General features: G+C 70.3%; 12 protein-coding genes. 7 read left to right on the plus strand and 5 right to left on the minus strand.

Features of this window, described 5'->3' with window-relative positions:
• Positions 1–278: 278 nt before the first annotated feature.
• Genes dnaK through clpB form a run of 5 tightly spaced genes read left to right on the plus strand, consistent with a single transcriptional unit; the run spans position 279 to position 6,873 of the window.
• The gene (gene dnaK, locus ABT294_RS08540; RefSeq protein WP_350804488.1) at positions 279–2,153 is read left to right on the plus strand and encodes a molecular chaperone DnaK; all 1,875 of its coding nucleotides are present in this window, start codon (positions 279–281) and stop codon (positions 2,151–2,153) included.
• Positions 2,153–2,746: a nucleotide exchange factor GrpE gene (gene grpE, locus ABT294_RS08545; protein ID WP_350804491.1), complete on the plus strand. Its 594-nt coding sequence runs from the start codon at positions 2,153–2,155 to the stop codon at positions 2,744–2,746. The genes dnaK and grpE overlap by 1 nt, the downstream gene beginning before the upstream one ends.
• A gap of 19 nt (positions 2,747–2,765) precedes the next feature.
• The gene (gene dnaJ / locus ABT294_RS08550; protein ID WP_350804492.1) at positions 2,766–3,944 is read left to right on the plus strand and encodes a molecular chaperone DnaJ; all 1,179 of its coding nucleotides are present in this window, start codon (positions 2,766–2,768) and stop codon (positions 3,942–3,944) included.
• Between the two features lie 3 nt (positions 3,945–3,947).
• Entirely contained in the window at positions 3,948–4,298 is a 351-nt protein-coding gene (locus ABT294_RS08555; protein WP_189142104.1) for a heat shock protein transcriptional repressor HspR, read from the plus strand.
• Between the two features lie 4 nt (positions 4,299–4,302).
• Positions 4,303–6,873 (plus strand): ATP-dependent chaperone ClpB, encoded by a 2,571-nt coding sequence (gene clpB / locus ABT294_RS08560; protein ID WP_350804493.1) that lies wholly within the window; start codon positions 4,303–4,305, stop codon positions 6,871–6,873.
• Positions 6,874–7,011: 138 nt separating this feature from the next.
• On the opposite strand, the gene ABT294_RS08565 is transcribed toward clpB, so the two are convergent.
• Entirely contained in the window at positions 7,012–7,212 is a 201-nt protein-coding gene (locus ABT294_RS08565; RefSeq protein ID WP_350804494.1) for a hypothetical protein, read from the minus strand.
• A gap of 136 nt (positions 7,213–7,348) precedes the next feature.
• Between ABT294_RS08565 and ABT294_RS08570 the strand changes: the two genes are divergently transcribed.
• Positions 7,349–7,864 carry a hypothetical protein gene (locus tag ABT294_RS08570; protein WP_350804495.1) on the plus strand — a complete coding sequence of 172 codons (516 nt, stop codon included), beginning with the start codon at positions 7,349–7,351 and terminating at the stop codon, positions 7,862–7,864.
• On the opposite strand, the gene ABT294_RS08575 is transcribed toward ABT294_RS08570, so the two are convergent.
• A complete protein-coding gene (locus ABT294_RS08575; RefSeq protein WP_350804497.1) occupies positions 7,812–8,342 on the minus strand; it encodes a tetratricopeptide repeat protein in 531 nt (176 codons plus the stop codon). The two genes, ABT294_RS08570 and ABT294_RS08575, sit on opposite strands and share 53 nt — an antisense overlap.
• A gap of 154 nt (positions 8,343–8,496) precedes the next feature.
• Between ABT294_RS08575 and ABT294_RS08580 the strand changes: the two genes are divergently transcribed.
• A complete protein-coding gene (locus ABT294_RS08580; protein ID WP_350804499.1) occupies positions 8,497–8,868 on the plus strand; it encodes a hypothetical protein in 372 nt (123 codons plus the stop codon).
• Between the two features lie 16 nt (positions 8,869–8,884).
• Here ABT294_RS08580 and ABT294_RS08585 read toward each other — a convergent pair whose 3' ends face one another.
• From ABT294_RS08585 to ABT294_RS08595, 3 genes are read right to left on the minus strand one after another with little or no spacing between them, the layout of a single operon-like run.
• A complete protein-coding gene (locus ABT294_RS08585) occupies positions 8,885–9,571 on the minus strand; it encodes a TetR/AcrR family transcriptional regulator (RefSeq protein WP_502911987.1) in 687 nt (228 codons plus the stop codon).
• Between the two features lie 21 nt (positions 9,572–9,592).
• On the minus strand, positions 9,593–11,314 hold the full coding sequence (locus tag ABT294_RS08590; protein ID WP_350804503.1) for an SDR family oxidoreductase: 1,722 nt from the start codon (positions 11,312–11,314) through the stop codon (positions 9,593–9,595).
• A gap of 41 nt (positions 11,315–11,355) precedes the next feature.
• Positions 11,356–12,402: a CapA family protein gene (locus tag ABT294_RS08595; protein WP_350804505.1), complete on the minus strand. Its 1,047-nt coding sequence runs from the start codon at positions 12,400–12,402 to the stop codon at positions 11,356–11,358.
• Positions 12,403–12,467: the final 65 nt, after the last annotated feature.

Below are 12,467 nucleotides of genomic sequence, written 5' to 3' on the forward strand. Positions count from 1 at the left end.
TGGGGCGAACACTTCACCGGACTCATCGACGAAGTCCGCATCTACAACACCGCCCTCACCCCCACACAACTCCAAACCGACATGAACACGCCGGTGAGCTGAGCCGACGACCAGTCCCCGGTGCGGAGCCCCGCCGCACCGGGGACTTCCTCGTCCTGGGCGGGAATGCGTGTGCCCGCAAGGTGGTTGAGTCGAGTAGGCTCAAGTCGTTTGACAAAGGCCCCCGGCATTCGTACCTTGAGTCTGACCGACTCAACTTTGACTACAAGGACGTACTCATGGCACGTGCGGTAGGTATCGACCTTGGGACGACCAACTCCGTCGTCTCGATCCTCGAGGGCGGTGAGCCCACCGTCATCGCCAACGCGCAGGGCTCGCGGACCACGCCGTCCGTGGTCGCCTTCGCGAAGAACGGCGAAGTCCTGGTCGGTGAGGTCGCCAAGCGGCAGGCCGTCACCAACGTCGACCGGACGATCCGCTCGGTCAAGCGGGAGATGGGCACCAACTGGTCCCAGGAGATCGACGGCAAGAAGTTCTCCCCGCAGCAGATCAGCGCCTTCGTGCTGCAGAAGCTCAAGCAGGACGCCGAGGCGTACCTGGGCGAGAAGATCACCGATGCGGTGGTCACCGTCCCGGCGTACTTCAACGACGCGCAGCGCCAGGCCACCAAGGAGGCCGGCACGGTCGCGGGCCTGAACGTGCTCCGCATCATCAACGAGCCTACCGCCGCGGCCCTCGCGTACGGGCTCGACAAGGAGCAGGACCAGACGATCCTGGTCTTCGACCTCGGTGGCGGCACCTTCGACGTGTCCCTGCTCGACGTCGGCCAGGAGGACGGCCACGGCTTCGTCGAGGTCAAGGCCACCTCCGGCGACAACCACCTCGGTGGTGACGACTGGGACCAGCGGGTCGTCGACGAGCTGGTCAACCGGTTCAAGAACGCCCACGGCGTCGACCTGTCCAAGGACAAGATGGCTCTCCAGCGCCTCCGTGAGGCTGCGGAGAAGGCCAAGATCGAGCTGTCCAGCCAGGCCGAGACCAACATCAACCTGCCCTACATCACGGCGTCGTCCGAGGGCCCGCTGCACCTCGACGAGAAGCTGACGCGCGCCGAGTTCCAGCGGCTCACCGCCGACCTGCTCGAGCGGACCAAGGGCCCGTTCCACCAGGTCATCAAGGACGCCGGGATCAAGATCTCCGACATCGCGCACGTGGTGCTCGTCGGCGGCTCGACCCGTATGCCCGCCGTCTCCGAGCTCGTCAAGGAGCTGACCGGCGGCAAGGAGCCCAACAAGGGCGTCAACCCCGACGAGGTCGTCGCCATCGGCGCCGCCCTGCAGGCCGGCGTGCTCAAGGGCGAGGTCAAGGACGTCCTGCTGCTCGACGTGACCCCGCTCTCGCTCGGCATCGAGACCAAGGGCGGCATCTTCACCAAGATCATCGAGCGCAACACCACGATTCCGACCAAGCGCTCCGAGGTCTTCACCACGGCTGAAGACAACCAGCCGTCGGTGCAGATCCAGGTGTACCAGGGCGAGCGCGAGATCGCCTCGTACAACAAGAAGCTGGCCACCTTCGAGCTGACCGGCATCGCGCCGGCGCCGCGCGGCATCCCGCAGATCGAGGTCACCTTCGACATCGACGCCAACGGCATCGTCAACGTCTCCGCCAAGGACCTGGGCACGGGCAAGGAGCAGACGATGACGATCACCGGCGGCTCCGCGCTGCCGAAGGACGACATCGAGCGGATGATGCGCGAGGCCGAGTCGTACGCCGAGGAGGACAAGAAGCGCCGCGAGGAGGCCGAGGTCCGCAACAACGCCGACGGGCTCGCCTACCAGACGGAGAAGTTCCTCCGCGAGAACGACGAGAAGGTCCCCGGCGAGATCAAGACCGAGGTGAACGACGCGCTCGCCGAGCTGAAGAAGGCTCTGGAGGGCACCGACACCGACACGATCCGCACCTCCGCGGAGAAGCTCGCCACGGTCAGCCAGAAGATGGGTTCGGCGATCTACGCCCAGAGCCAGCAGTCGGCGGGCGGCCCTGACGGCGCCACGCACGACGCCGGCGCCGACGCCGGGCAGCAGCAGAAGGCCGACGAGGACGTGGTCGAGGCTGAGATCGTCGACGACGAGCCGAAGAAGGGCCAGTGATGCCGGCGCGCGAGAACGGGCATGAAGAGCCGGTGATCCGCGACAACCGCAAGATCGACCCGGAGACGGGGCAGGTTCGCAAGCCGACGGCTGACCAGCCCGAGGCGCCCGCCCCCGCGCAGGCGGCGGGTGACGGCGAGCTGCAGGCGCAGCTCGCCGAGCGCACCGCCGACCTGCAGCGGCTCCAGGCGGAGTACACCAACTACCGCCGCCGGGTCGAGCGCGACCGGGTCGCGGTGCGTGAGCAGGCCGTGGCCGGAGCCCTGACGGAGTTCCTGCCCGTCCTCGACGACATCGGCAGGGCCCGCGATCACGGCGAACTCACCGGCGGTTTCGCGAAGGTGGCAGAGTCACTGGAAGCGGTGATCACCAAGCTCGGCCTCAGCTCGTTCGGCCAGAAGGGTGACCCGTTCGACCCGACCGTCCACGAGGCGCTGATGCACAGCTACTCCCCGGACGTGGTCGAACCCACCGCGATCGAGGTGCTGCAGCCTGGCTACCGGTTGGGAGACAGGGTGCTTCGCCCGGCGCGGGTGGCCGTGGCAGAACCGGAGGACGTCCCCCCGGCCTCCGACGACAACGTTGAGAACTGACCAGGACGAAGGGCGATAAATGAGCACCAAGGACTACCTGGAGAAGGACTACTACGCCGTCCTTGGTGTGCCCAAGACCGCCACCCCCGAAGAGATCAAAAAGGCGTACCGGAAGCTGGCCAGGCAGTACCACCCCGACACCAACCAGGGCGACTCTGCCAAGGAGACCAAGTTCAAGGAGGTCTCCGAGGCGTACGACGTCCTGTCCGACAGCAAGAGCCGCAAGGAGTACGACGAGGCTCGCACGCTGTTCGGGTCCGGGGTGGGCGGTCAGCGCCCGGGCGGTGGCGGTTTCCCGTTCGACTTCGGCGACCTGTTCGGCGGCACCGCGGGGCAGGGGCAGCATGGCCACGGGGCGGGTGAGCGGCTCGGCGACCTGTTCGGCGGGCTGTTCAACCGGGGTGGTGGCACCACACGGACCACCACCACGAGGCCCCGCCGCGGCCAGGACGTCGAGTCCGAGGTCACTCTCTCGTTCACCGAGGCCGTCGAGGGCACCACGGTGTCGCTCAGGCTGACCAGCTCGGCCGCCTGCACGGCGTGCAGCGGCACGGGCGCCAAGGCCGGCACCACCCCGCGGGTCTGCCCGACCTGCGAGGGCACCGGCGCGGCCAGCCGCAACCTGGGCAACTTCGCCTTCTCCGAGCCCTGCCGCGACTGCAAGGGCCGCGGGCTCCTCGTCGACGACCCCTGCCCCGTGTGCGAGGGCAGCGGCCGGGCCAAGAGCACCCGCACCATCCAGGCCCGCATCCCGGCCGGGGTGGCCGACGGGCAGCGCGTCAAGCTCAAGGGCAAGGGCGCGCCCGGCGAGAACGGCGGCCCGGCGGGCGACCTCTACATCCAGACACACGTCAAGCCGCACGCCGTGTTCGGCAGGAGCGGCGACAACCTGACGATCACCGTTCCGGTGACGTTCTCCGAGGCCGCGCTCGGCGCGGAGATCAAGGTGCCGATCCTCAAGGGGCTGCCGGTCACCCTGCGCATCCCCCCGGGCACGCCCAACGGGCGCACGTTCCGGGTCCGCGGCAGGGGCACCGCCCGCAAGGACGGCACCAAGGGCGACCTGCTGGCCAGCGTCGAGGTGGTCGTGCCGAAGTCGCTCGACGACAAGTCACGCGAGCTCCTCACGGAGTTCAACACCGCGACCGCGGGCGACGACCCGCGAGCCGATCTCATTCAGCGAGCCAGAAGCGAGTAGCCGATGGACGCCAACTATTTCGACCTGTCAGATGACACTCCCGTCTACGTGATCTCGGTGGCCGCGCAGCTGTCAGGTCTCCACCCGCAGACGCTGCGGCAGTACGACCGGCTCGGGCTCGTCTGCCCCGGCCGTACAGCGGGGCGCGGCCGCCTCTACTCGACCCGTGACATCATCCAGCTGCGCGAGGTGCAGCGGCTCTCCCAGGAAGAGGGCATCAACCTCGCCGGCATCAAGCGGATCCTCGAACTGGAGAACGAGGCGCTGCGGCTGCGCGAGGAGGTTCACCGCCTCCGCGCCGAGATGCAGATGGTCCGGGCGCTGATCCGCTACGAGTTGCCACCGGGGGCCTAGACAGATGGACTACAAGCTCACCCAGAAGAGTCAGGAGGCCCTTGCTGGGGCCATGAGGCGTGCCGCCGCAGAGGGGAACCCGGAGATCTCTCCGGTGCACCTGCTGACCACGCTGCTCTCCCAGACGGGCGGCACCGCCATCCCGCTGCTGGACGTCGTCGGGGCCGACTGGCGGACCCTGCGGGCCAGGGCGGAGGAGCTGCTCGCGTCGCTGCCGAAGGCGCAGGGCTCGACCGTGAGCGCGCCGTCCAGCTCTCGGCATCTGCTGACCGTCATGAACACCGCGGCGCAGCACGCCAAGCGGCTTGAGGACCTGTACGTCTCCACCGAGCACCTGCTCGTCGGCCTCGCCGCCGACGGCGGGCAGGCCGCCGACCTGCTCAAGGCGCAGGGCGCGACCCCGCAGGCGCTGCTCGACGCGTTCGAGAAGGTGCGCGGACACGCCCGCGTCACCAGCGAGACCCCCGAAGACACCTACCAGGCGCTGGAGAAGTACGGCGTCGACCTGACCGAGCGGGCCCGCAGCGGCAAGCTCGACCCGGTCATCGGCCGCGACTCCGAGATCCGCCGGGTCGTGCAGGTCCTGTCGAGGCGGACCAAGAACAACCCGGTGCTGATCGGCGAGCCCGGCGTCGGCAAGACCGCCGTCGTCGAGGGCCTCGCGCAGCGCATCGTGGCCGGCGACGTGCCCGAGTCGCTGCGCAACAAGCGGCTGATCTCGCTCGACCTCGGCGCGATGGTCGCGGGCGCCAAGTACCGCGGCGAGTTCGAGGAGCGGCTCAAGGCCGTCCTCTCCGAGATCAAGGAGAGCGACGGGCAGATCGTCACCTTCATCGACGAGCTGCACACCGTCGTCGGCGCGGGCGCCGCCGAGGGCGCCATGGACGCCGGCAACATGCTCAAGCCGATGCTGGCCCGCGGCGAGCTGCGCATGATCGGCGCCACCACCCTCGACGAGTACCGCGAGCGCATCGAGAAGGACCCCGCCCTGGAGCGGCGCTTCCAGCAGGTGTACGTGGGCGAGCCCACGGTCGCCGACACCGTCGCGATCCTGCGCGGGCTGAAGGGCCGCTACGAGGCCCACCACCAGGTGCAGATCGCCGACAGCGCGCTGGTGGCCGCCGCGGCGCTGTCCGACCGCTACATCACCAGCCGCTTCCTCCCCGACAAGGCCATCGACCTGGTGGACGAGGCCGCGTCCAGACTGCGCATGGAGATCGACTCGCGTCCCGTCGAGATCGACCAGCTCCAGCGGAACGTGGACCGGATGAAGATGGAGGAGCTGGCGCTGTCGAAGGAGACCGACGAGGCCTCCATCCAGCGCCTGGAGCGGCTGCGCGCCGAGCTGGCCGACCGCCAGGAGGAGCTCAACGCGCTCGTCGGCCGCTGGGAGCACGAGAAGGCCGGGCTGAACAAGGTCGGCGAGCTGAAGAAGCAGCTCGACGAGGCGCGCGGCGCCGCCGAGCGGGCGCAGCGCGACGGCGACTTCGAGGCCGCGTCCCGGCTCATGTACGCCGAGGTGCCGCGCCTGGAGCAGGAGCTGCGCGCCGCCTCCGAGGCCGCGCCGCCCGACAACGCCATGGTCAAGGAGGAGGTCGGGCCCGACGACATCGCCGAGGTCATCTCGTCCTGGACGGGCATCCCGTCCGGGCGGCTGCTCGAGGCCGAGACCACCAAGCTGCTGCGCATGGAGGAGGAGCTGGGCAGGCGCCTCATCGGGCAGAAGCCGGCCGTGCGGGCCGTGTCCGACGCCGTACGGCGCAGCCGCGCGGGCATCGCCGACCCCGACAGGCCCACGGGCTCGTTCCTGTTCCTCGGCCCGACAGGCGTCGGCAAGACCGAGCTGGCCAAGGCGCTGGCAGAGTTCCTGTTCGACGACGAGCGGGCGATGACCCGCATCGACATGAGCGAGTACTCCGAGAAGCACAGCGTCGCCAGGCTGGTCGGCGCGCCTCCCGGCTACGTCGGCTACGAGGAGGGCGGGCAGCTCACCGAGGCCGTCAGGCGGCGGCCGTACACGGTGGTGCTGCTCGACGAGGTCGAGAAGGCCCACCCCGAGGTCTTCGACATCCTGCTCCAGGTGCTCGACGACGGGCGCCTGACCGACGGGCAGGGCCGCACCGTCGACTTCCGCAACACCATCCTGATCCTCACCTCCAACCTCGGGTCCCAGTACCTGGTGGACCCGAAGCTGGAGAACGGCGCCAAGCGCGCCGCCGTGATGGCGGCGGTCAGCAACGCGTTCAAGCCGGAGTTCCTCAACCGGCTCGACGACGTGATCCTCTTCGACGCGCTCGGCTCCGAGGAGCTCGCGCGGATCGTGGACCTGCAGGTCGAGCGGCTCGCCGCGCGGCTGTCCGACCGCAGGCTGACGCTGGAGGTCACCCCGGCCGCCCGCGAGTGGCTGGCGCTCACCGGCTACGACCCGCTGTACGGGGCGCGCCCCCTGCGCAGGCTGGTCCAGTCGGCGATCGGCGACAAGCTCGCCAGGTCCGTGCTGGCGGGGGAGGTCGTCGACGGCGACAAGGTGCGAGTGGAACTGGGCGACGACGAGCTCGTCATCGAGCGCGCCTAGCATCCCGCGACGGAAGCCCGGAGGCCCCACCGGCCTCCGGGCTCTCGCGTGTCTGGTCTCCCGTCGAGGTAAGGAATGTCCCACCGTTCCGGCAAGCCGCCGCCTGCGGGTCGCGGGCGTGGCTAGCTTCAGCGTCCGTCACCACCAGAAACGATCAGGGGGACGGGACGTGGTTTCGCGGAACTTCCGGAGCATCCTCGCGGTGGCCGCCCTGACCGCAAGCTGGTCGGCAACGGCCCCGGCGACCGCGATGGCGAACCAGCCATCACGCGGTCCCGCAGCCGCCACCCGGCTGCCCGCGCCCACTGTCACGGCGGTGAGCCGGTCAGCGAGCCCCACTACGCCCACGGTCAGCCGGTCAGCAGAACCCGATGCGATAGAGGCGCGCGGGCCGGGAAGACCCGGGGGCCCGAGGATGCGCGGGCCAGGCGGGCCCGGTGGTGCGGAGACGCGCGGGCCCGGTGGTGCGGGGGCGGTGGGGTCCGGTGGGCCCTCGGCGCCTGACGGCTGTGGTGGTCGTCCTGCGGACGGTCACTGGCCCGCGCCCACGACGGCCCTGTGCGAGGGGCTGGACGGCACGCCCACGGACCCTCTGGCCGTCCCGGTCCCCCAGGGCGCGCAGGACGTCCTGGACTCGCCGGTGGGCGGCGAGCTGTCCGCCGCCGTGGACCGGATGGCCCGAAGGGCCGGGCTCGCGGGCCTGACCACGGTGCCCGCGACGATGAGCGTCGCCGACGCGGCGGGCATGGCCGCCACGTCCGGCCTGCCCAGGATGCCGGAGGGCGTGCCCGGCCCGGCGGGCCTCCGATGCGTCGAGACGGTCGCCCAGGCCCCCAACCTGCCGCTCAGGACGTTCGCGGGCAGGGTGGCCGCCCTCCGGGACGCCGTCGGCCTGACCTACCTGAGCGCCCGCAGGCTCCAGGACACCGGTGGGCCGGTCAGGACACCAGGGCGTCCAGATCGTCCTCGGGGAGCCCGAGGTCGACTCTGATGCGGTAGCGGGTGCGGAGGAGGGCCAGGTGCTCGGGGTCGTCCTCGTCGCAGGCGAGGACGGCCTGGGTCGCCCACTCGTGCCCGCCCTGGAGGTCGCCGTACGCCACCAGGGTCTCGGCGATCATGTGGGCGGTCGCCGTGGTGACCCCGCCTTCCGCGCGGAGCGTTTCGATGACCTCCCTCGCCTCGGCGGGCCGGTCGAGCTCGAAGAGCGTGTCGGCGATCCCGGCTCGCGGGTCGGTACCGGACTCGCCGCCGTCCTCCACGGCGCGCTGGAAGCACTCCAGCGCCCGCGCGGGCTGCCCGGCGGCCCGCCACTCCTCGGCCGCCAGGACCAGGATGGACGCCCTGGACACGTCGCCCGACGAATAGCCGAGGGCGACGTCGTAGAGCCGACTGGCCAGCGAACCATGGTCATCGGCCAGCAGGGCCTGCTCGAGCAGACGATCAAGGTGTTCACGGGTCACATGCGCCACAACGCGAGACTACCGAGCCGTCTGCCGCTTTGCCCGGTCAATGCACATCGTCGATGCCGCGCGGATTCGGCAACACGTTGTTCAAGTATGACTACATTCCGCGTGTCTATGCAGGCCATCGGGCATACCTCTGCCACGAGCGGAGGGAGCGGTGATGGGCGTTTCCAAGCAGATGACCTCCACGCTCGCCTGTGTCGTCGTGCTCGCGGCCCTCGGGCCGGGGATCGCGGGGTATCTGTCGGGACGCCTGGAGGCCGTCAAGTCGGCTGAGCGCAGCCTGCGCTCGCTGGAGGTCCGGCTGCACGAGATGGAGGCCAGGGAGGCTCGTCCGGTGTCGTTCCCGACGGCCTGCCTGCCGCAACCCGCTCAACCCCCTCAGCCCGCAGAGCCGGCGGAGTCCCAGATGCGGCTGCCCACGGCGGCGGCGCTGCCGGACGGCCACCCGCGCAGAAAGCGCGCCCACCGCGCGGACGAGCAGTTCCCCTGGCTGTCGGAACCGTTCGACGAGCCGGAAACAGCGAACTGACCCTCGGTCGGCGGGGTCAGCTGCCGTTCGTCGGGCGGGCCGTCTGCGACCAGGAGCTGAGCTGGCGGGACAGGAACCCGCACACCAGCTGCTTGGCCGCGTCGATGAGCTCGGGTGAGCCGTCGGGGTCGTGGCGGAAGGCCAGCTTGAGCACCGCGTCGCCCGCCTCCACCGCCACCAGGATGGCGACGTCCAGCTCCCGGCTGTCGGCCAGGCCGAACTCGTTGAGGAGCAGGCCGCGCAGCCGTCCGGCGATGACCGTGTTGTTGTCGGAGTCGGAGTCGAGCAGGTTGAGGTCGACCACGTCGCCGAAGTGGATGCTCTTGAACCCCGGCACGGTGCGGTGCATGTCGACGTACTCGTCGATGATCGCCTCCACCGCCTGCCACCAGCCCGGGTACTCCTCTTCGAGGAATCTCCGGCCGACCCTGGAGACGAACTGCTCGACGTTGCGCCGAGTCAGCTCCTGGGTGATGGCTCGCTTGTCGGGGAAGAACTGGTAGACCGACCCGATCGCGACGTCCGCGCGTTCGGCGATGCGGGTGGTCGACAGCGTCTCGTAGCCGCTCTCGTCGAGCAGCTCTGCGCAGGCGTCGAGCATGCGCTCGACCCTGCGGGCACTGCGGCGCTGCGTGGGCCGGCGGCGGAGCGGCTTGGGCCGCACGCAGTCGTCTTCCGGTAGTGGGGAGGACACGGATTCCATCTTCCCCCCAAGAAGCGATCGTTACCTGCCAATGTGCGGATTCCCCGGAGCTCCGGTCAGGCGGGCCAGGCGCCGCATCGCGCCGGGCGAGATCCTCGACAGCAGGTAGCCGATCTTGGCTTCGGCGTTGACGGGCACCACGGCCTGGTCGCGGTGGACGGCGCGGAGGATGTGCGCGGCCACCCGTTCCGGCGGGTAGCCGCGCCGCGCCAGCCCGCGTTCGGCGTATTCCCGCAGGTCGGCGCCGACGTAGGTGCCATGGTGGGCGATGGGGGTGGAGACGAAGCCGGGGCAGACCACGCTGACGCCGATGCCCTGGCCGGCCAGTTCGGCGCGGAGGCAGTCGCTGAGCATCTTCACCGCCGCCTTGGAGGTCGAGTACGCGGGCAGCACCCTGGACGGCGCGATGGCGGCCAGCGAGGCGACGTTGACGATGTGCCCGCCTTCGCCGCGTTCGGCCATCTGGGCGGCGAACAGGCGGCAGCCGTGGATGACGCCCCAGAGGTTGACGTCGAGGGTCCGGCGCCAGTCGTCGAGCGAGTGGTCGAGGAAGGGCCCGGCGACCACGATCCCGGCATTGTTCACCACAATGTCCGGCACTCCATAACTCGTCCGGATATTTCGTGCAAAAGCCTCCATTTGGTCGGCGTCGGCGACATCGACCTGGACGGCGTGCGCCGCCCCCCCGAGGTCCTTCTCGATGCCACCGGCGGCGCGGGTGGCCGCGTCGAGGTCGAGGTCGGCGCAGACGACCTCGGCGCCGTGCGCCGCGAAGGCCCGCGCCGTGGCGCGCCCGATGCCGCTGCCCGCGCCGGTGACCACCACCAGCCGCTCGGCGAAGGCCCGGCGCCCCTCCTCGACCCTGGCCCTGCGCAGCGTCCTGGACGGCTCGCCGCCGTCGACGTGGTCGGCGAACTCGGCGATCATCCTGGCGACCGCGTCGGGGTGGCTGCGCTGCGCCCAGTGGCCCGCCGCGATCCTGCGGTGCCAGAACCTCGGCGCCCACTGCTGCAGCGAGGACAGCAGCGCCGGCGAGACATACGGGTCGCGACCGGCCTCGATGAGCTGCACGGGCACGCCGACGTTGGGGTCTCCCCCGCCGCGCAGGCGGCCGGCCATGTTCCGCCGGTAGAGCCAGAGCCCGTTGCGCGCGTCCTTGGCGAGCGTGTCGGCGGGGTGTCCGGGACGCGGCCGAATGCCATCGCTGTTCCGCATGGTCCGCTTCAGCATCCCGGGCATGAACGTGCTCCAGGCCAGCTCGGGCAGGACGGGGACGTGGAACGCGCCGATGTACCAGGACCTGGCGAGTTGCCCGGCCACGTCGCGGCGCCTGCCGTGCCGGGCGAACTGGGCCGCCTGGGCGAGGCCGGGGCCGCCGAAGCTGGTGAAGGAGGCGACGCGGTCGCGGATGCCCGGCCTGGTGACCGCGTCCCAGCCCTGCAGCGACCCCCAGTCGTGGCCGACCAGGTGCACGGCCGGCTTGCCGATCGCGTCGAGGACGGCGGCGAGGTCCGCCGCCAGATGGTCGAAGTCGTAGTCGTCGTGGTCGTGCGGGGCGCTGGACCGGCCCGCGCCGCGCACGTCGTACCTGACGACGTGGAAGCGGTCGCTCAGCCGCCGCGCGACCTCGTCCCAGACGCGGTGCGTGTCGGGATAGCCGTGGACGAGCAGGATCGTGGGGTCGGCCGGGTCACCCTCCTCGAAGACCGCCAGCCGTACGTCACCGGATTCGACCCAGCGCATCGCGACCTCCTATTGGACGTTTAGTCCAAATATAGGCAGAGTCAGGGACGGGCGGACAGACCCGTACAGGACCGCAGCGCCCTCCAATCGGCGACCGCCTGCGTCCTGGCCGTGCCGGTCATCGGGATCGGGACGCCGCCCTGGATGGTGGCCGGGGTCCAGCGGTCCCTGAGCACCTTGCGGCCGTTGATGGTGAGGGTCAGCACACCGCTCCGCCCGGTCGTGCCGGGAGTGGAGTTGTAGAAGACGAAGTTGCCCAAGCCGTAGCTGATGTAGGAGTTGTCCAGGTATCCGGCGCCGAGCAGGATGTGCGCGTGCCCGCCGACCACCACGTCGGCGCCCGCCTTGACCAGCTTGGGGGCGAGCGAGAGCTGCGCCGGGTTGGGGCACTTCTGCATCTCGGTGCCCCAGTGCAGGTGGACGATCACGGTGTCGGAGTTCTGCCTGGCCTGCCGCACCGCCGCCAGCAGCCGGTCCTCGTTCTTGGCCGAGGCGAGGCCGCCCTTGTCGGTGGTCGCGGTCCAGGACGTGACGAACTCGGGGTCGAGCACCTGGGTCGCGCCGATGATGGCCACCCGGTTGCCGTTGACGACCTTACGGAAGGGTTTGTAGGCCTGCGTGGAGTTACTCCCGATGCCCACCACCGGGAACCTGGACCGCTTGATCGCCGCGAGCGTGTCGGCGAGGCCGCTCTCCATGTAGTCCATGCCATGGTTGTTGGCCATCGAGGCGACGTCCACACCTGCGGCTTTGAGCGCGCTGAACGCGCTGGCGGGCGCCCTGAACGTGAACTGCTTGCCGGGCGCGGGCGTGCCGCCCTCGGTGATCGCGGTCTCCAGGTTGACCATGGCCAGGTCCGCGTCGCCGAGCACGTTCGCGATCGGGCCGAGCGCGGTGCGCGGGTTGGCCAGCCGGCCGCGCAGGCCGCCCTCGAAGTGCACGTCGCCGCCGAAGGCGATGGTGAACGGCTTGCGCTGGGGACGTTTCGGCGCGGGCGTCGTGGCGGCGGGCCGCTGCACCGCCTTATCGGCCTGCGGCTCCGAGTTGGCAGCCGTACACGCGGAACTGGTGACGACGACGGCGGTCATCGCGAGGAGGGCACGGGGGAGTCTCACTTGTCGCCACTTCCGCTCGATATTCACAGTCAGCCATC

The sequence above is a fragment of the Nonomuraea sp. NPDC000554 genome (genome assembly GCF_040300065.1).
In the GTDB taxonomy this organism is placed as follows: Bacteria; Actinomycetota; Actinomycetes; order Streptosporangiales; family Streptosporangiaceae; genus Nonomuraea.

What these genes read in the sequence shown, in the direction of transcription:
- dnaK (WP_350804488.1), top strand. Translation starts at nt 279, where the DNA reads ATGGCACGTGCGGTAGGTATCGACCTTGGGACGACCAACTCCGTCGTC.
- grpE (WP_350804491.1), top strand. Translation starts at nt 2,153, where the DNA reads ATGCCGGCGCGCGAGAACGGGCATGAAGAGCCGGTGATCCGCGACAAC.
- dnaJ (WP_350804492.1), top strand. Translation starts at nt 2,766, where the DNA reads ATGAGCACCAAGGACTACCTGGAGAAGGACTACTACGCCGTCCTTGGT.
- ABT294_RS08555 (WP_189142104.1), top strand. Translation starts at nt 3,948, where the DNA reads ATGGACGCCAACTATTTCGACCTGTCAGATGACACTCCCGTCTACGTG.
- clpB (WP_350804493.1), top strand. Translation starts at nt 4,303, where the DNA reads ATGGACTACAAGCTCACCCAGAAGAGTCAGGAGGCCCTTGCTGGGGCC.
- ABT294_RS08580 (WP_350804499.1), top strand. Translation starts at nt 8,497, where the DNA reads ATGGGCGTTTCCAAGCAGATGACCTCCACGCTCGCCTGTGTCGTCGTG.
- ABT294_RS08585 (WP_502911987.1), bottom strand. Translation starts at nt 9,571, where the DNA reads ATGGAATCCGTGTCCTCCCCACTACCGGAAGACGACTGCGTGCGGCCC.
- ABT294_RS08590 (WP_350804503.1), bottom strand. Translation starts at nt 11,314, where the DNA reads ATGCGCTGGGTCGAATCCGGTGACGTACGGCTGGCGGTCTTCGAGGAG.
- ABT294_RS08595 (WP_350804505.1), bottom strand. Translation starts at nt 12,402, where the DNA reads ATGACCGCCGTCGTCGTCACCAGTTCCGCGTGTACGGCTGCCAACTCG.